Here is a 17,194-nt window from a genome sequence, read left to right as displayed (position 1 = left end):
CCGCGGTGGCGCGATGCCGCTGATCCCCGTCATTCTGTCCGGTGGGGCGGGTACGCGCCTGTGGCCGGTGTCACGGCGCGCGCACCCGAAGCCGTTCATGCGCCTGGTGGACGGCGAATCGCTGGCGGAAAAGACGTTTCGCCGGGCACTGTCCGTTGCCGCCGGTGGCCCCGTGCTCACGGTCACCAGCCGGGATTACTATTTTTACACCCGCGACCTCTACGACGGCATCGTGGGCGAGGATCACGAACATCCCTTTCTGCTGGAGCCGGTAGGCCGCAATACCGCGCCCGCGATCGCGCTGGCCGCGTTGTATCTGGAACGCAAGTTCGGACCGGAAGCCAGTTTGCTGGTTCTGCCGGCCGATCACCTGATCCGGGACGAGGCGGCATTTCGGACGGCGGTGGATGAGGCCCAGGCGCTGGCGGCGCGGGACTACCTCGTGACCTTCGGCATTCATCCGACCCAGCCCGAAACGGGTTTTGGATACATTCGCAAGGGTCAGCGCATCGAGAACTCCTCGGGCCGCGAAGTGGCGGCCTTCGTTGAGAAACCGGACGCCGAGACAGCGCGTGAATACGTGGCTTCGGGCGATTACGACTGGAATTCGGGCATGTTCTGCTTCCAGGCGGGTGCCTTCATCAAGGCGCTGGAACAGCATGCCCCCGACGTGCACGAGGCTGTGACGGCCTGCTGGGCGGGCATGGACCGCTTCCGCCAGCCGCTGGAGATTCCCGCCGAGGAATTCGGCCAATGCCCCGCCATTTCGGTGGATTACGCGGTCATGGAAAAATCCGATCGCAGCGCGGTCGTGGCCGGAGACTTCGGCTGGAGCGATATCGGCTCGTGGAAGGCGATCAGCGAGTTGTACGAATCCGACGCGGCGGGCAACCGCATTCACGGCCGGGCCGTGCTGGTGGAAAGCACCGACTGTTTCGTGCAGGGCGACAAGCGGCTGGTAGCCGCCGTCGGGGTGAAGGACCTCGTCATCGTCGATACCGGCGATGCGGTTCTGGTGGCCGACCGCGAGCGTGCCCAGGATGTGAAGGAAGTGGTCAACCAGTTGACTGATCTCGAAGACGAGGCGGCCGAATTCCACCAGACGGTGCACCGGCCGTGGGGCAGCTATTCCGTGCTCGAAGATGCCGACGACTGCAAGGTCAAGCGCCTGGTGGTCAAGCCCGGACAGGTGCTGTCCCTGCAGAAGCATCACCGCCGGGCCGAGCACTGGACGGTGGTACGCGGCACGGCCAAGGTCCGCCTGGGTGACCGCGAATTTCTGCTGGAGGCGAACGAGTCGACCTATATTCCCACCGGCACGCTGCATCGGTTGGAAAACGCCGGTACCGGCGATGTCCATTTGATCGAAGTGCAGACCGGTGACTACTTCGGCGAGGACGACATCGTCCGTTATGAAGACATTTACGGACGGGTACAGGCGTGAGCGTCGCGGCCGGGACAGGCAGGGGAGGCAGGTTCGGAATTTTGTCCCCGGCCATGTTGATCGTCGCCTGGACTGCCGGATTCATCGCCACGCTGGGTCTCGCGTCCTGCAGTAACGTATCGACCCGCCCGGCATCGTCCGGCGAGGCGGCGTACACGGCGGCCATCGAGGACTGGCGCGAGCGGCGCGATGCGGGCCTGCGTTCTCCGGACGGCTGGTTGACCCTGGTGGGCCTGGACTGGCTGCAGCCGGGCGCCAACACCATCGGCAGCGGTTCGGACAATCGCATTCGCCTGCCTGGCGGACCGCAAGCCTGGGGCTCGGTGGTGCTGGACGGTGACAGCCTTCGCTTCGAGCCGGCTCCGGGAGTGCCGTTGACCATCGATGGCGAACCGCTAGAAGTGATGCTCGCGAAAGCAGTTGGCGGGTCGGTGCCGCTGGTGGCCGACAACGCCGGTGACCCGACCGTGGTGGCCAGCGGCACTCTCAGCTTTCACGTGATATTCCGGGAATCCTACGCCCTGCGCGTCCAGGATTCCGAGGCGGAGACGCGAACCGGTTTTCGCGGTGTTCCGACCTATCCCATCGCACCGGACTGGCGCATTGACGCCCGCTTCGAGCCGGCTCCGTCCGGAACCACCATCGACATTGGAGACGTGCTCGGGCACGTCACCGCCAACCCGGTGTTCGGTACGATCGAATTTGAACGCGAAGGGCGGGTACATCACCTGGTCGGCGTGGGCGAGGCCGATTCCGACAGCCTGTGGTTCATTTTCGCCGACCGTACCAGTGGCCACGAAACCTATGGCGCCGGACGCTTCGTGTACAGCGACGGGATGCCCCGCGAAGGTCACCTGGTGGTGGATTTCAACAAGGCCTACAACCCGCCCTGCGTATTCACCGAGTATTCGACTTGTCCGTTACCGCCGCAGGCGAATCGCCTGGATTTGGCGGTTCGGGCGGGCGAGAAGGATTATCACCCCTGACCATCGGGGGCCGTTCCGGGCCGAAAAAACGGAGCCTGCGGACGCTGGGCGAGAAAGTGGGCGAACAGGGCGGCCCAGGGGGATGAAAATACCGGCGCCCGGCGTGGTGGGGACTGGCTTGATTCCGCGGGTTGTTTTTTCATCTCGTACTCCTGCCGGTTCTCCCGGTGGTCCGGACCATCATTGTCCTGTTGCCTATAAAGACCGGCCAAACACGTGAAAGTTGGCGTCGTTCGGGCGTCGATGCCGACGGTCTGGCGACACAAGGTCTCGTTCTGGCGCTTTTCGTCCGCGACGCTTGTGCTCATGACCGGCTCCGTCCCGGGCCGCGGCCCAGTTCCCGGTCAATGCTGAATTCCTTCGAGGTCACGTAGGCCTCCATTTTTTCCAGCCGCAGATTCAGACTCTTGAAACGGTGACTGAGGGCGCTGAACACCTCGGCCGGGGCATTGCTGACGCCGCGCCAGAAATTGGCCTTGTCGTTATCCACATAAAGTTCTTGCGGCTTCACCGGGATCACGATGGCCAGCACGATGTAGGACACGATGACGAACGGGATGAATGGCGGAAACAGAAAAGTCAGCACCACCGCGACCCGCACGCCTTTGCGATTGAAGCCAAAGTAGTCCGCGATACCGGCACACACCCCGGCCAATACGGCATTTTTCTTGTCGCGATAAAGCCGGTGCGGGTTTTCCCTCTGGTAAATCTCGCTCATGTACGGCTTCTCCAGTCGGGCGCTTCGATGTCCAGAATCCGTTCCAGGGTCTTGATACGCTCTTCCATCCGGTTGGTGGACTCCCAGATTTCACTCAGCATTTTCTCGTCTTCCCTCGTGAGACCCTTGGACGTCTTCATCTTGGTCATGTAGTGGAACACGATCCAGAGTGGCAGACAGACCGTGACCAGCAGAATGGGAATGGCATCAGGCATCAATCGTTCTCCTTGCCGCTGTCAGCTTCCCGCGTCGCGGCTTTTTCGGACGCTCCGGCGTTTGCCGCATCGTTCCCGCCGCGCATCCGCGTTTTCAGCTTTTCGAGTTCCTCCCGGACCCGGTCTTCGTCTTCCAGGCCGGCGATTTCATCGGCCAGGGTGCGGTTGTGGCCCATGGACTCGGCTTCGGCTTCGGATTCCACCCGGTCGATTCGACGTTCGGCGTTCTCGAACCGGAACAGCATCTCGTCGATGCGGTCACTGTGAATGTGCTTGCGTGCGGCCAGTTGGGATGTGGCGGTCTTGTGCCGGATCACGATGCTGCGCTGGCGTGCCTTGGCGTCGTTGAGCTTGCTCTGCAACTGGGTGATGTCGGTATTGAATTTCTCCAGTTGGGCGTCGAGGTGTCCGGCCTCTTCACGCAGTTGCCTGACCTGGTCGTCGATCGCCTGTTTTTCAGCCAGTGCGGCCCGCGCCAGGTCCTCCCGATCGCGGCGCAGGGCCAGTTCGGCGCGGTTTTCCCATTCGCCGATTTCCCGCTCCAGGTACTCGACGTGGCGCCGGTTCTCCTTGCTGTCGGCAATGCAGCGTGCGGCCGCCGAACGAATTTCCACCAGGGTGTCTTCCATTTCCTGGATCATCAGGCGGATGATTTTCTCCGGATCCTCGGCTTTTTCGAGGACCGCATTGATATTGGCATTGACGATGTCGCTGAAGCGCGAAAAGATGCCCATGGGCCGATCTCCTGAGTACGATGGTTTCTGCCCAGGAGTAATGCATGGTTCATGCCATCGGTTCGCGTAATTTCAAGCCATTGATATTTAAATTGAAAAAATATTATTATTGGGATTCTTCCTGTGTGACCTCCAGTGCGTTGGCCAGATCCGCCAAATGGTGGTGGAAACTTGCCGCTCGCCGCGCGGTCACATGGAGCGCACCGTTAGCCGTTCGTACCGGTCGCATTTTGACCAGCTTGAGGGTTTCATGGCGTGGCGTTGAGGGGTCCTGTAAAATGACCGACTTTTGGCACGCCGGCGGCTGGCCGGAAACCACAAACACCAGGAGGAATTCTCGATGCGATTGTTATTCGCGCTCTTCGTTCTGACGCCATTCATGGCCACCTCGGCCATGGCGCAGGACGTTACATCGCCCAAGGGCAAACTCAGCTACTCCGTGGGCTGGGACATCGGCGAAGACATCAAGCGGCGCGGCGCGGAATTCGACGTCGAATCGATTATTGCCGCCATTCGCGATTCCGTCGCCGGACGCGACCCGCAGGTCGGTAGCGAAGAAATGGTCGCCCTGCTGACCGAACTGCAGCAGAAGGTCCGCCAGGAGCAGGCCGAGGCATTCCGTAAGCTGGCCGAGGAAAATGCCGCCAAGAGCGCCGATTTTCTGGCCAAGAATGCGCAGAAGAACGGCATCGTGGCGTTGCCCAGCGGTGTTCAGTACCGGGTGATCGAAGAAGGTGAGGGCTCCCGCCCTGGTATGGAAAGCACCGTCAAGGTTCACTACCGCGGCTCCAAGATGAACGGACACGAGTTTGACAGTTCGTTTGCGCGCGGCGTGCCTGAGGAATTCAAGGTCAATGCCGTATTGCGCGGCTGGCAGGAAGTTCTGCCGCTGATGAAGACCGGTGCCACCTGGCAGGTATTCGTACCGCCGGAAATGGCGTTTGGTGCCCGTGGCAATCCGCCGGTCGGCCCCAACGAGGCACTGACCTTCGATCTCAAGCTGGTGGAAATCGTCGAGCAGTAACGGTTTTCCGCTACTGCCCGAACCTCACTCCACGATGGCCGATGCCGCACGCATCTCGGATCCCGTGCAGTCCCCGTGTATCGGGGTCTGTACCCTGGGGCCCAACGACCTGTGCATCGGTTGCATGAGAACATCCCGGGAGATCGGCGACTGGCTCGGCTACAGCGAGGCGGAACGCAAACGCATCACCGCGGAGCTGCCCGGCCGGCTCGAAGCCCTGTTTTCGATGTGACGGCCGGGATGGCGCCGGTCCGGGATCCTCAGTGGCATGATCGCCTGAGGGCCGCGGTCACGCCGCTGGCCTCGGGGGTGCGCAGCCTGAAAGTGGCGGGTTACCGGCCGAGCGGCACCACCGGCTGGCGGCCCAATCGGACCGCTGCCGTGCTCGTTCCCCTGCTGGACCTCGACGAGCCCGAAGTCGTCCTCACCCGCCGCGCCGATCATCTCCCCACCCACGCCGGACAGATCAGTTTCCCTGGCGGGGCCGCCGAAGAAGACGACCGCACGGCGGTCGACACGGCCCTGCGCGAAGCCTGGGAGGAGATTGGCCTGCCGGCCGAGCGGGTCACCCCCATTGGTTTTCTCGACCGCATGGATACGATTTCCGATTACCGGGTATTGCCGGTCGTCGCCCTCGTGCGCAGGCCGGCGGTGTGGCGGCCCGACCAAAGCGAGGTTGCGGAAGTCTTCAGCGTGCCCGTGTCGGTGGCCCTGGACCGCAATCGCTACGAATCGCGCATCGTGACCCGGGACCAGGAGCGATTCACGATTCATTCCCTGCAGTGGGGCGAGTACACCATCTGGGGTGCGACCGCCGCCATGCTGCTTAACCTTGCCCACCGCCTGGAGAGTGCCAATGTTCGCTGATCTGCTGGTCGATGCCGCCACGCTGGAGCGTGGTCTGGGGCAGGGCCGCCTGCTTGCCGTCGACTGCCGTTTCGATCTTTCCGACCCGAATCGGGGGCGCGCGGTCTACCTCGAAGGTCATGTGCCCGGAGCCCGTTACGCCCATCTGGACGATGACCTGTCCTCGCCGGTCACGCCCGCTTCCGGCCGCCATCCGTTGCCGGACACCGGCCGCTTCTCCGCCTTTCTGGGGCGTATCGGATGGCACCCCGAAACCCGGCTGGTCGCTTATGACGAACGCAACAACGCGATGGCCTCGCGTTTGTGGTGGCTGATGCGTTATTTCGGTTTGCCGGCGGCCCTGCTCGACGGCGGGCTGGAGGCCTGGCAGCGCGCGGGATTCCCCCTGCAGCCGGGTGAGCCCGACTATGCGCCCACCGATCCGCCCGAGCTGAGTCCGGCTGGGGCCATGACGGTCTCGGCGGCTCAGGTTCTGGACGCGGTGCCACGGCGTGAGCTGACCCTGCTGGATGCTCGCGCGCCGGAGCGGTACACCGGCGAGGTGGAGCCGCTGGATTCCCGGGGAGGACACATTCCCGGCGCAATCAACCGCCCGCTGGGCCTGAACCTGGAAGCCGACGGCCGCTTCAAGGCCGCGGATCGCCTCGGTGAGGAATTTCGTGAGCTACTCGGCGACGCGGATCCCCGCGCCGTGGTCAATTACTGCGGCTCCGGCGTGACCGCCTGCCACAACCAGTTCGCGATGGAACTGGCGGGCATCGAGGGGGCCCGGGTCTACCCGGGCTCATGGAGCGAGTGGACGCGGGACCCCGCACGGCCGGTGGAGACCGGCCGGGACTGATTGCTCGTGGCGGGCCGCTCGGGATGAACCCCGCGTCCCCGGTCCGGGGACGCACCGCCTATTTCTTCTTGAGGCGCTCCAGCATGGCGTGGAGTGTGTTCTGCGTGGTCTCCGAAAACCAGATGTCGGTAAAGGTTTCCACACTGAATTCGTTGGATTCGTCGAAAAATCCGATCAGGTCCCGGCGGAACATCGCGCGCGTCAACAGCATGGGCTGGCGCGGTAGCGCCAGCAGGTTTTCGCACCACGCAATGGCCCGGTCCACCGTGGCTTCCGGGTCGGATTCGATTTCATCAATCAGTCCGATGTCCAGCGCCTGGTCCGGGCTGAGCAGGCGACCCGGCACCAGGATGTTCTCGGCCGGGTGCGGCCCGACCAGGCGGACCAGCGCGTTCTTGATGACCGAGGACACCACCAGGCCCACCTGCACCTCGTTCAGGCCGGTTTTGAAGTCGCCGCTGGCCATGATCCGGTAATCACCGAACAGCGAAATAACGATGCCCCCGGCGGGAGCGTGGCCGGTCAGCGCAAACACCGTCGGGACCGGCATCTCTGCGATCGTGCGCAGCAGGTGCAGGAACGAGCCCCAGAAGCGGGTAATGCCTTCGCGGTTCTCGTGTAACAGGGCGGTGATGTCCAACCCGGCGGAGAACAGCCCCGGCCGGCCCGAAATAACCACGGCATCGGCCTGGTCCCCCGCCTTGGCCAGTTTGTCGGTCAGCAGCGTGACCAGTTCGGGATTCATGGCATTGACCGGGGGGCGGTCCAGCCGGATCTCTCGGACCCGGCCGTGATCGGTGATTTGCAACATCTGGGGGACTCCGCAAAGCGTTCAGCCTAAGTTCAGACACGCCAGTCTAGACTTTGCACCCATGGAGCGCAAAAGGAGGTTACACCCATGAAAACCCGCATGATCATTCTCGCAACCGGCCTGGCGGCACTGGCCTTTTCCGCAAGCGCGATGGCTCATGGCAGCCGCCACGACGACGGCCTTTCCGGCAGCGTCACCATCTGGTCCGGGCCACACGCTGGCGTGGCTTATGCCGGCACCGTGAATTTCGGCGGACCGATCTACGCACCCGCGCCACGTTACCGCGAACGGCTTTACTATCGCGATTGCGGACACTGGCATGCCCGCGGATTCCGGCATACGGTCCGGCATGCGTATCGACAGGGTTACGCTCATGGCCATTACAAGGCCCACAAGAAACACCGCAAGCACCATGCAAGTCACCACGGTCGTCATCACTAACATTCGCTGATGTGCTCCAGGTGACGGCCTGGGACCGGCGGGGCGGACTTACCGCTCCGCCGGTTTTTTTTGCCTGCCGCAACCCGCCCGTCTACCAGGTGTAGTGCGCCGTGTAGCGAATCACGGCTTCGCCTTCAGACGGAATCCGCACATCGAACCGGATGCGGTTACTGTTTTCCTTGCTGAATTCCGCCGTCGCGTCCTCGATGGTCCAGTTGGCTGCCCGGTAGAGGTTTTCGAGCACGACCACATTCGTGGCCTCGTCCTTGTGGTTGCGCAGTTTGATTTCGAACGTCTCCCACAGGTTGCGGGTGCGGGTATCAACCCGAAAATCCGTTTGCGTCCGCTCGCCCACCACGTCGAATGCATTGCCCATGCGGATCAACACGTCCTCGTTGCGCGGTGTGTGATCGATCACGTCCTCGCCGATGAATTCGAGGCTGCCGTCGTCGGTATCGAGTTGATTGACGCGCATGCGTCCGGCCGGCAAGGGGCGGCCCAGTCCGTTTCCGGCCTCATTGGCGAAGCGCAGAAACACGTTCACCTCGCCCTGGCCCTGGCGGCCGTACTGCTGGTCGAGTTGCTGATGGCCCCGGTACGGAATCTGCAGGGTGGGCGCGAACACCAGTTCCTTCTCGCAGTCCACCCCCGCGGCGGTCGGCATCAGTTCGATCTGCTTGGTCGAATTGTCCGGCAGGTCGGTGCGTCGGCCCAGCGTGTAGAGGTGGTACTCGAAAAAGGATTTCTCCGCGAATCCCGCTGAATCCTCGGCCATGGCCACCCGGTACATCACCTCGCGTTGTTGCCGCGGCGGCTCGGCGCGGTGCACGTCGCCGGCAATCAGCTTCAGCCGCGAGGCGGGATACGAGGCACCGGACTGGTTGATGATGCTGACCCAGGCCGACAGGTCCATGGAGCACCCGTTCGCCTCGTCGAGGATGATGTTGTAATCCGCCCACCAGGTCATGCCCTGGGTTTCGTAGGCGATGCGGACCTCTTGTTCCCCTGCGGCCGGACTGTCGAGCAGCCACTCCAGGGTCGGTCGCGTGATCAACCCGCCCGGCAACTCCGAAAACGCCACGTTGGCATACTCGCGCACGGCCGCCACGCTGCCGTCGTCCAGTTGCAGGGTCAGTCCGTCGCCAATCCCCAGCAGGCGCCCGGTGAGCCGGTCCACGGTATCACCCCGCACCTGCTCCACCGTGATGGGCTGACCGAGATACCGCTCCAGCAGTTTCGCCTGGCTGACCAGGTCGAACTGGAAACTCTGTTCCAGAACTCGCGTCTGCGGGCGGTCCAGGGAAGTGAAGGTCACGGTGGTCGGGTCGATCAGCGCGGCCACGTCGGTCACGCGTAACGTACTGGTGCCCCGGTCGATCCGGTAAGGGCGGTCGTGCCGGATGATGGCGTAGCCGGGAACGTTGCCGCCCTGGTTGCGCCCGCCGCTGGGGCGGTACCATTCGGGCGCGACCGCGCCGGGTTGCATACGCGAGTAGATCGTGATGGAGTCATCGCTTTCGGGTGCCGCTTCGAGCGCCACGGCAACGCCGCCATTGAGAAACAATATCGCGATCAGGAGTTTATTCATGTTCGGTTTCCTCTTCAGTCCCGTCCGTCATCGTGTCGGTCAATCGGGTGTCGGTCAATTGCGTGTTGGTGAATCGCGTGCCGGTCTGCTGTGCGTTTGTGCCCTGCTTGCGGCGTTGGCCGGTTGCGCACCGCAATCGGCCCCCACGCTGGAACTGTCCGATGCCTGGGTGCGTGCCATGCCACCGGGCGCCGGCATGACCGCGGCCTACGGTGAGTTGACCTGGACCGGCCGCGAACCGCTGGTGATCAGCGAGTGGCTCAGCGATGCCCACGCCGACGTCAGTCTGCACCGAACCGTGCGTCGCGACGGGGTCAGCCGCATGGAAGCAGTACCGCAACCGGCCATCGATCCGGGAGAATCGCTGCGCCTGGAACCGGGTGGTTTGCACCTGATGCTGATGAAATCCACCCGGCCGCTGCAAGCCGGCGATTCCGTGGTTCTCACGGTGATATCGGACAGCGGCCGCAGCTTCCAGTTCGATCTGCCGGTGGAGGGGCGCTGATCCGTGGTGGCGTCAGGCTGATTTCAGCCGTGCCGGCGTGCCCAGTATCCGGGCCAGGAACTGGCCGGTAAGGGAGTGCTTGGCGCGGGCGACGTCCTCCGGTGTTCCGGTGGCGATGATCTGTCCGCCGCGGTCGCCGCCTTCCGGTCCCAGATCGACAACCCAGTCCGCCGTTTTGATCACGTCGAGATTGTGCTCGATCACCACCACGGTGTTGCCGTGGTCGCGCAGGCGGTGCAGTACGCCGAGCAGTTGCTGGATGTCCTGAAAATGCAGGCCGGTCGTCGGTTCGTCGAGGATGTACAGGGTTTGCCCCGTGTCGCGCTTGCTCAACTCCTTGGACAGCTTGATGCGCTGGGCCTCGCCGCCTGACAGGGTGGTCGCGCTCTGGCCCAGGGTGATGTAAGACAGGCCGACGTCCGCCATGGTTTGCAATTTGCGGGCGACGGCCGGCACCGAGGAAAAGAATTCCAGCGCGTCCTCGACCGTCATTTCCAGCACTTCGTGGATGTTTTTGCCCTTGTAGGTAACCGTCAGGGTTTCCCGGTTGTACCGCTTGCCGTGGCAGACGTCGCAGGGCACGTAGATATCCGGCAGGAAGTGCATTTCCACCCGGATCAATCCGTCCCCCTGGCAGGCTTCGCAGCGGCCGCCCTTGACGTTGAAACTGAAGCGGCCGGGTTTGTAGCCGCGCGCCCGGGCTTCCTGGGTGCCGGCGAACAGGTCGCGGATCGGCGTGAACAGGCCGGTGTAGGTCGCCGGGTTCGAGCGTGGTGTGCGGCCGATCGGCGACTGGTCGATATCCACCACCTTGTCGAACAGGTCCAGGTTTTCAACCGACTCGAACGGGGCGGGTTGCGCGGTGCTGCCGTACAGTTCACGGGCGGCCAGGCGGTGCAGGGTGTCGTTGATCAGCGTCGACTTGCCCGAGCCCGACACGCCGGTCACGCACACGAACAGGCCGGCGGGAACCTCCAGGTTGACCGCCTTGAGGTTGTTGCCGCTGGCGCCGACGACCTTCAGCACCTTCTCGGGATCGGCAGCGGTGCGTTTGTCGGGAATGTCGATTTTGCGGGTTCCGACAAGAAACTGCCCGGTCAGCGAATCGGGATCCGCCATCAACTCCGCCGGCGTGCCGTTGAACACGATATGACCGCCGTGCACGCCGGCGCCGGGACCGATATCGACCACGTAATCGGCCTCGCGAATGGCTTCCTCGTCATGTTCGACCACGATGACGGTATTGCCCAGATCACGCAGCCGGGTCAGGGTCGCCAGCAGCCGCGCATTGTCGCGCTGGTGCAGGCCGATGGAGGGTTCGTCGAGGATGTACATCACGCCGACCAGGCCGGCTCCGATCTGGCTGGCCAGGCGGATGCGCTGCGCTTCGCCGCCGGACAGCGAGTCGGCCTTGCGATCCAGGGTCAGATAGTCGAGCCCCACGTTGACCAGGAATTGCAGGCGCTCGTGGACTTCCTTGACGATTTTATTCGCAATCCGGCCGCGCCGGCCTTCCAGGTCGAGTTCGTCGAAGAATTCCAGGCAGCGGGAGATCGGCCAGGCCGTGATGCTCGGCAGATTCGTATCCGCCACGAAAACGTGCCGTGCTTCCCGGTTCAGGCGCTGACCTTCGCACAGGCCGCAGGGTTTCTGGCTGATGTACTTGGACAGTTCCTCGCGCACGATGCGGGAATCCGTCTCGCGGTAACGCCGCTCCAGGTTGGGAATGATGCCGGCGAAGGTGTGGCGGCGTTTGCGCGAGCCGTTCTCGCCGAGATACTGGAATTCGATAACCTCGTCGCCACTGCCAAACAGGACGATATCGCGGATTTTCTTCGGCAGTTTCGCAAATGGCGTGTCGACATCGAAATCGTAGTGTTTTGCCAGCGCCTGAATGATCTGAAAATAATATGCGTTGCGCCGGTCCCAGCCACGCACGGCGCCCCCGGCCAGGCTGAGCTGGGTATTGCTGACCACCCGTTCCGGATCGAAGAACTGGCTGATGCCCAGACCGTCGCATTCCGGGCATGCGCCGTTGGGGTTGTTGAACGAGAACATGCGCGGCTCGAGTTCCTGCAGGCTGTAATCGCAGAACGGGCACGAATAACGCGCGCTGAACAGTTTTTCCTCGAGTTCGCTGTCTTCGTCCATCGGGGCCAGCAGGGCCAGGCCGTCGGACAGGGTCACGGCGGTTTCGAAGGATTCGGCCAGGCGCTGCTTCATCTCCTCGCGCACCCGGAAACGGTCGATCACCACTTCGATGGAATGCTTCTTGCGGAGCTCCAGTTCGGGCGCATCGTCCAGGTCGCAGACCACGCCGTCCACGCGCGCCCGCACGAAACCCTGGGCGCGCAGCTCGTCGAACAGTTGCAGGTGCTCGCCCTTGCGGTTGCGTACCACCGGCGCCAGCAGCATCAGCTTGCTGTCCTCGGGCAGGGCCAGGGCGTGATCCACCATCTGGCTGATGGTCTGGGCTTCGAGCGGTATGTCGTGCTCCGGACAGCAGGGCGTGCCGACCCGCGCGAACAGCAGGCGCAGGTAGTCATAGATTTCGGTGATCGTGCCCACCGTGGAGCGGGGGTTGTGCGACGTCGATTTTTGTTCGATGGAAATTGCCGGGCTCAGGCCCTCGATGTGGTCGACGTCCGGCTTTTCCATCATGGACAGAAACTGCCGCGCGTAAGCCGACAGTGACTCGACATAGCGCCGCTGACCCTCGGCGTAGATGGTGTCGAAGGCCAGCGAAGATTTACCCGACCCGGAAATGCCGGTGATCACGATCAATTGATCGCGCGGCAGGTCGAGGTCGATATTGTCGAGATTGTGGGTGCGCGCACCCCGAATCAGAATCTTGTCCATAGGTCGCCAAATACGGAAGCAAACAGGTAACTATACTCCTCGTTCGGAGGTGCCCGCAAAAGCCATTTGGAAACCGATATTCCCCCATTCTGATATTCTTGGACGATGATGTCCGCAGAGGTCCGAAACGCCCCGAAAACGGCCGCCGCGCCGGAATCGCCGGCCCATGCGCTGGTGCGTGGCGGACTGGTGAATCCGGATCTCGATTTGTCTGCGCTGGCCGTCGAATTCGCCGCAAACGGCGTGCTGCAGGTCGAAGACGCGCTGCGCCCCGCAGTGGCGGATGCATTGCACGACTGCCTGGCCGGGCAGGTGCCCTGGTCGCTGGCCTTTCGCGACGCCGAGGGACCGCGCAAGCTGTGGGCCGAGGAACTGGCCGAACTGGACGCTGCGGAGCGCGCGCGGCTGGATGAAGACATCATCGACATCGCGCGGGAATCGTTCCAGTTTCGCTACGACAGTTTCATGATGGTAACCGCCTACAAGGAAAAACGGCATCCGGAGCTGGTTCTGCACCGTGTCATCGAGCAGATCAACAGCCGCGGCTGGCTCGAAGCCATGCGGCAGATAACCGGTTACGCCCGAATCCGGCGCGCGGACGCCCAGGCCACCCGTTACGTGGCGGGGCATTTCCTGCGCCGGCACAACGACGAAAACGACGAAAACGACCGGCTGTGCGCTTACGTGATCAACCTCACCCGTGACTGGCAGGCGGACTGGGGCGGGCTGTTGCAGTTTCTGGACGGGGAGGGTGAGGTCACCCGCACCCTGATGCCACGCTACAACTCACTGGCGCTGTTCCGGGTGCCCGCCGACCACTGCGTGTCGCTGGTGGCGCCCTTCGCGACCGGGGCCCGCTATGCGATTACCGGCTGGCTTCGAACCTGACCACCGCAGGGAATACACTTTCGATGTTCATCATCCCCGATTTGCTCGATACGGCACAGCTCAGGGAAATCCGCACGCTGCTCGCGGAGGCCCGCTTCTCCGATGGCCGCCAGACGGCCGGCCCCGGTTCGCGCAACGTCAAGAACAACCTGCAGGGCGACCCGTCGGACGAGCGCATCCAGCAGGTGCAGCGGCAGGTGCACGAACGCCTCACCGGCCATCCCCAGTATCGGATTCTGGCGGTGCCGCGCATCGTCCGGCCCATGACCATCAACCGCTACGATGAGGGCATGTTCTACGGTGATCACATGGACCACCCCTTGCTGGCGGGCGATCCGCCGGCCCGGGGCGACGTGTCGACGACCGTGTTCTTCAGCGCGCCGGATGAATACGAGGGCGGGGAACTGGTGGTCAACAGCCAGTCCGGAGAACCCCGGACCTTCAAGCTGCCGCCGGGCCATGCTGTGTGCTACCCGGCCGGAACCCTGCACCGGGTGAACCCGGTAACCCGCGGCTCGCGCCTGGCCGCCGTGACGGTGGCCGAGAGCCGGATCCAGGACGTCACCCGGCGCGAACTGTTCAGCGATGTGTCCCAAATCACCCGCTGGGTGCAGGACGTCGCGGCGGACACCCCGCAGGAACGCCTGGCCAACAAGGTGTACAACAACCTGATGCGGTTGTGGTGCCAGCCCTGAGTGAGCATGCCAAAGCCCCGCTGGGAGCGGCCCGCGCGGCTTGACCCCGGGGGTCAAAACCGCTAACATTCTCGCCCTTTTGTAGGGCCGTTCTCAAACCGGAGCTGGATTCCCATGTACGCTGTATTCAAGACTGGTGGCAAGCAGTACCGTGCCGCTGCCGGTGACACAATCAAAGTAGAAAAAATCGATGCCGAAACGGGCGCGACGGTCGAACTCGACCAGGTGCTGATGGTCGGCGAAGGTGAGGACGTCAAAATCGGTTCGCCCTATCTCGACGGTGGCAAGGTTACGGCCAAAGTGGTCGAGCATGGCCGGGGCGACAAGGTCCGCATCATCAAATTCAAGCGCCGCAAGCACCACATGAAGCGTGCCGGTCACCGGCAGTACTTCACGCGGCTGGAAATCACCGGTATCGACGCCTGAGTCGGCCGGGCAAGGAGAATTGACTCATGGCTCATAAGAAAGCGGGCGGCAGTACACGCAATGGCCGCGATTCGAATCCCAAGTACCTGGGTGTGAAGCGCTACGGCGGTGAAGCCGTTATCGCCGGCAACATCCTGGTCCGCCAGCGCGGCACCCGGTTCCACGCCGGAGACAACGTCGGTGTCGGCCGCGACCACACCCTGTTCGCGCTGTCCGACGGCAAAGTGGAATTCGAAAAGCGGGGCAAACCCAAACGCCAGTTCGTCAGCGTCAAGTCCGCCTGAGACCCAACGCCAACGACTGAAAAAACCCCGCCCCGGCGGGGTTTTTTAGTTTCACCCCGGGCCAAGAGCCAAAGGATGCTGCCGGTTTGCGCCTTGGGCAAAAGACGGCCACTGCACCACACGTAAAGAATCTGCCCCGCCGGAAGAAGTAAAGCCGCTGGGACAGGAGTGAAATCGTGCTGCCGGTTTGCGCCTTGTGCAAAAGTTGGCCACCGCACCACGCGTAAAGAATCTGCCCCGCCGGAAGAAGTAAAGCCGCTGGGACAGGAGTGAAATCGTGCTGCCGGTTTGCGCCAAAGGCGCAAGAAGGCAGTACTATTTCACGACAACCCCCTCACATACAGAGAACCCAAGATGAAGTTCGTTGACGAGGCAACCATCACCGTAACCGCCGGCAAGGGTGGCGATGGTTCCGGCTCGTTCCGGCGGGAAAAATACATTCCCTTCGGCGGTCCCGACGGCGGTGACGGCGGGCGGGGCGGCAGTGTGTTCCTCGAGGGCGACTCCGGACTCAACACCCTGGTCGATTTCCGCCATCAGCGCCAGTACAAGGCGCAGAACGGACAGTCTGGTGCGGGCCGGCAGATGACCGGTAAGAGCGGCGAGGATATCGTGATCCGGGTACCCCTGGGCACCGTGGTGACCGATGCGGAGACCGGCGATGCGTTGGGTGACGTCACCGAACACGGCGAGCGTTTGTTGGTGGCGAAGGGTGGCCGCGGGGGGCTGGGTAACGTGCACTTCAAGAGCTCGACCAATCGCGCGCCGCGCAAGACCGTGCCCGGCACCGCGGGCGAGAAGCTTGAACTGCACATGGAACTCAAGGTACTGGCCGACGTGGGTCTGCTGGGCTTTCCCAATGCCGGCAAGTCGACCCTGATTCGCGCGGTCTCTGCGGCCCGGCCCAAGGTGGCGGATTATCCGTTTACCACCCTCTACCCCAACCTGGGCGTGGTGCGCATCGACACCGAGCGGAGTTTCGTGATTGCCGACATTCCGGGCCTGATCGAGGGCGCGGCGCAGGGCACGGGCCTGGGCATCCAGTTTCTCAAACACCTGCAGCGCACCCGGCTGCTATTGCACCTGGTGGATCTGGGGCCGGTGGCGTTGGAAACCGACTGTGCGAACCAGGTACGGCAGCTGGAAACGGAGATGGAGCGTTTCGATCCCGGTTTGCTGGACAAGCCCCGCTGGCTGGTGTTCACCAAGGGCGACTTGATGGAATCCGCCGAGGCGGAGGCCAGGGCCCGGGAAGTAATCGACGAACTCGGTTGGCAGGCGCCCTGGGCGCTGGTGTCATCGGTGACCGGAGTGGGAACGCGGGAATTGATGCAGCGGGTTTCGGATGCGCTGATCGAGATGGACGAGGTAGCGGCGGCCGCGGCACCGCCGGTCGATGAAGCCGCGGAGGCGCGGGCTGACCTCGAAGAGGATTCCGGCGCCCATGGCGACGAACACGATTAGCCGTCACGAAAAAACCCCGCCATCGGCGGGGTTCTTGCATATTGCATCGGCACACTGTGGTGCCACGGGCATGGCCCGGAGGGGTGATCCCTCAGGACATGGCCTTGATGTGGGCATTCAGGCGCGATTTATGCCGCGCTGCCTTGTTCTTGGCCATCAGGCCCTTGGACACCGAGCGGTCGATCGCGGGAACGGCAGCCTTGTACGCGGTCTGGGCGGCGGACTTGTCGCCGGCGGCGATGGCTTTGTGCACGTTCTTGATGGTCGTGCGCACGTGCGAACGCTGACTGGCGTTGTGGCGACGGTGCGCTTCCGCCTGACGTGCCCGTTTGCGAGCTGATAAACTGTTGGCCAAGGTACTCTCCAAGCAAATGTTTCGAAAATCGAGCCGGCTATTCTCTTAT

21 protein-coding genes are annotated in these 17,194 nt (G+C 63.2%); 13 read left to right on the top strand and 8 right to left on the bottom strand.

The genetic code is table 11. The features are described from left to right. Positions 1-13: 13 nt before the first annotated feature. The gene (locus V3330_RS14775; protein ID WP_354696212.1) at positions 14-1,444 is read left to right on the top strand and encodes a mannose-1-phosphate guanylyltransferase/mannose-6-phosphate isomerase; all 1,431 of its coding nucleotides are present in this window, start codon (positions 14-16) and stop codon (positions 1,442-1,444) included. Positions 1,445-1,497: 53 nt separating this feature from the next. Continuing rightward, the gene (locus V3330_RS14770; protein ID WP_354696211.1) at positions 1,498-2,430 is read left to right on the top strand and encodes a DUF1684 domain-containing protein; all 933 of its coding nucleotides are present in this window, start codon (positions 1,498-1,500) and stop codon (positions 2,428-2,430) included. Here V3330_RS14770 and V3330_RS14765 read toward each other — a convergent pair. From V3330_RS14765 to pspA, 4 genes are read right to left on the bottom strand one after another with little or no spacing between them, the layout of a single operon-like run. Then, the gene (locus tag V3330_RS14765; protein ID WP_354696210.1) at positions 2,421-2,738 is read right to left on the bottom strand and encodes a hypothetical protein; all 318 of its coding nucleotides are present in this window, start codon (positions 2,736-2,738) and stop codon (positions 2,421-2,423) included. The genes V3330_RS14770 and V3330_RS14765 overlap by 10 nt on opposite strands. Further along, the gene (gene pspC, locus V3330_RS14760) at positions 2,735-3,148 is read right to left on the bottom strand and encodes an envelope stress response membrane protein PspC (protein WP_354696209.1); all 414 of its coding nucleotides are present in this window, start codon (positions 3,146-3,148) and stop codon (positions 2,735-2,737) included. Before pspC ends, V3330_RS14765 begins: the two co-directional genes overlap by 4 nt. Next, entirely contained in the window at positions 3,145-3,363 is a 219-nt protein-coding gene (gene pspB / locus V3330_RS14755; protein ID WP_354696208.1) for an envelope stress response membrane protein PspB, read from the bottom strand. Before pspB ends, pspC begins: the two co-directional genes overlap by 4 nt. Beyond that, positions 3,363-4,097: a phage shock protein PspA gene (gene pspA / locus V3330_RS14750; RefSeq protein WP_354696207.1), complete on the bottom strand. Its 735-nt coding sequence runs from the start codon at positions 4,095-4,097 to the stop codon at positions 3,363-3,365. Before pspA ends, pspB begins: the two co-directional genes overlap by 1 nt. 340 nt (positions 4,098-4,437) lie before the next feature. Here pspA and V3330_RS14745 point away from each other — a divergent pair, with 340 nt between their 5' ends. From V3330_RS14745 to V3330_RS14730, 4 genes are read left to right on the top strand one after another with little or no spacing between them, the layout of a single operon-like run. Continuing rightward, entirely contained in the window at positions 4,438-5,121 is a 684-nt protein-coding gene (locus tag V3330_RS14745) for an FKBP-type peptidyl-prolyl cis-trans isomerase N-terminal domain-containing protein (RefSeq protein WP_354696206.1), read from the top strand. Positions 5,122-5,155: 34 nt separating this feature from the next. Beyond that, on the top strand, positions 5,156-5,353 hold the full coding sequence (locus tag V3330_RS14740) for a DUF1289 domain-containing protein (protein ID WP_354696205.1): 198 nt from the start codon (positions 5,156-5,158) through the stop codon (positions 5,351-5,353). Positions 5,354-5,361: 8 nt separating this feature from the next. After that, positions 5,362-5,988: a CoA pyrophosphatase gene (locus V3330_RS14735; RefSeq protein ID WP_354696204.1), complete on the top strand. Its 627-nt coding sequence runs from the start codon at positions 5,362-5,364 to the stop codon at positions 5,986-5,988. Further along, positions 5,978-6,829 carry a sulfurtransferase gene (locus V3330_RS14730; protein ID WP_354696203.1) on the top strand — a complete coding sequence of 284 codons (852 nt, stop codon included), beginning with the start codon at positions 5,978-5,980 and terminating at the stop codon, positions 6,827-6,829. Before V3330_RS14735 ends, V3330_RS14730 begins: the two co-directional genes overlap by 11 nt. A gap of 58 nt (positions 6,830-6,887) precedes the next feature. On the opposite strand, the gene V3330_RS14725 is transcribed toward V3330_RS14730, so the two are convergent. Further along, a complete protein-coding gene (locus V3330_RS14725) occupies positions 6,888-7,640 on the bottom strand; it encodes an enoyl-CoA hydratase/isomerase family protein (RefSeq protein WP_354696202.1) in 753 nt (250 codons plus the stop codon). 87 nt (positions 7,641-7,727) lie between these two features. Between V3330_RS14725 and V3330_RS14720 the strand changes: the two genes are divergently transcribed. Then, the gene (locus V3330_RS14720) at positions 7,728-8,081 is read left to right on the top strand and encodes a hypothetical protein (protein WP_354696201.1); all 354 of its coding nucleotides are present in this window, start codon (positions 7,728-7,730) and stop codon (positions 8,079-8,081) included. Between the two features lie 91 nt (positions 8,082-8,172). Here the strand turns inward: V3330_RS14720 and V3330_RS14715 are convergent, their stop codons facing one another. Next, complete coding sequence (locus V3330_RS14715) at positions 8,173-9,669, bottom strand: DUF4139 domain-containing protein (protein ID WP_354696200.1); 1,497 nt, start codon at positions 9,667-9,669, stop codon at positions 8,173-8,175. Between V3330_RS14715 and V3330_RS14710 the strand changes: the two genes are divergently transcribed. Continuing rightward, entirely contained in the window at positions 9,668-10,174 is a 507-nt protein-coding gene (locus V3330_RS14710; protein WP_354696199.1) for a copper chaperone PCu(A)C, read from the top strand. The two genes, V3330_RS14715 and V3330_RS14710, sit on opposite strands and share 2 nt — an antisense overlap. Positions 10,175-10,186: 12 nt before the next feature. On the opposite strand, the gene uvrA is transcribed toward V3330_RS14710, so the two are convergent. Further along, positions 10,187-13,033: an excinuclease ABC subunit UvrA gene (gene uvrA, locus V3330_RS14705; RefSeq protein ID WP_354696198.1), complete on the bottom strand. Its 2,847-nt coding sequence runs from the start codon at positions 13,031-13,033 to the stop codon at positions 10,187-10,189. A 108-nt stretch (positions 13,034-13,141) separates the two neighbouring features. Between uvrA and V3330_RS14700 the strand changes: the two genes are divergently transcribed. From V3330_RS14700 to cgtA, 5 genes are all read left to right on the top strand, one after another. Then, the gene (locus tag V3330_RS14700) at positions 13,142-13,921 is read left to right on the top strand and encodes a 2OG-Fe(II) oxygenase (RefSeq protein WP_354696197.1); all 780 of its coding nucleotides are present in this window, start codon (positions 13,142-13,144) and stop codon (positions 13,919-13,921) included. Positions 13,922-13,944: 23 nt separating this feature from the next. Further along, a complete protein-coding gene (locus V3330_RS14695) occupies positions 13,945-14,616 on the top strand; it encodes a Fe2+-dependent dioxygenase (RefSeq protein ID WP_354696196.1) in 672 nt (223 codons plus the stop codon). A 114-nt stretch (positions 14,617-14,730) separates the two neighbouring features. Further along, the gene (gene rplU, locus V3330_RS14690) at positions 14,731-15,042 is read left to right on the top strand and encodes a 50S ribosomal protein L21 (protein ID WP_354696195.1); all 312 of its coding nucleotides are present in this window, start codon (positions 14,731-14,733) and stop codon (positions 15,040-15,042) included. Between the two features lie 26 nt (positions 15,043-15,068). Next, the gene (gene rpmA, locus V3330_RS14685; protein ID WP_354696194.1) at positions 15,069-15,326 is read left to right on the top strand and encodes a 50S ribosomal protein L27; all 258 of its coding nucleotides are present in this window, start codon (positions 15,069-15,071) and stop codon (positions 15,324-15,326) included. 354 nt (positions 15,327-15,680) lie between these two features. Continuing rightward, a complete protein-coding gene (gene cgtA / locus V3330_RS14680) occupies positions 15,681-16,790 on the top strand; it encodes an Obg family GTPase CgtA (RefSeq protein WP_354696193.1) in 1,110 nt (369 codons plus the stop codon). 91 nt (positions 16,791-16,881) lie between these two features. Here cgtA and rpsT read toward each other — a convergent pair whose 3' ends face one another. After that, positions 16,882-17,145 carry a 30S ribosomal protein S20 gene (gene rpsT / locus V3330_RS14675; protein WP_354696192.1) on the bottom strand — a complete coding sequence of 88 codons (264 nt, stop codon included), beginning with the start codon at positions 17,143-17,145 and terminating at the stop codon, positions 16,882-16,884. Positions 17,146-17,194: the final 49 nt, after the last annotated feature.

The sequence above is a fragment of the Elongatibacter sediminis genome (assembly GCF_037892215.1).
Classification (GTDB): domain Bacteria; phylum Pseudomonadota; class Gammaproteobacteria; order Xanthomonadales; family SZUA-36; genus Elongatibacter; species Elongatibacter sediminis.
The sequence above is the reverse complement of the archived record's forward strand: the minus strand, read 5'-3'. Positions and strand labels throughout refer to the sequence as shown.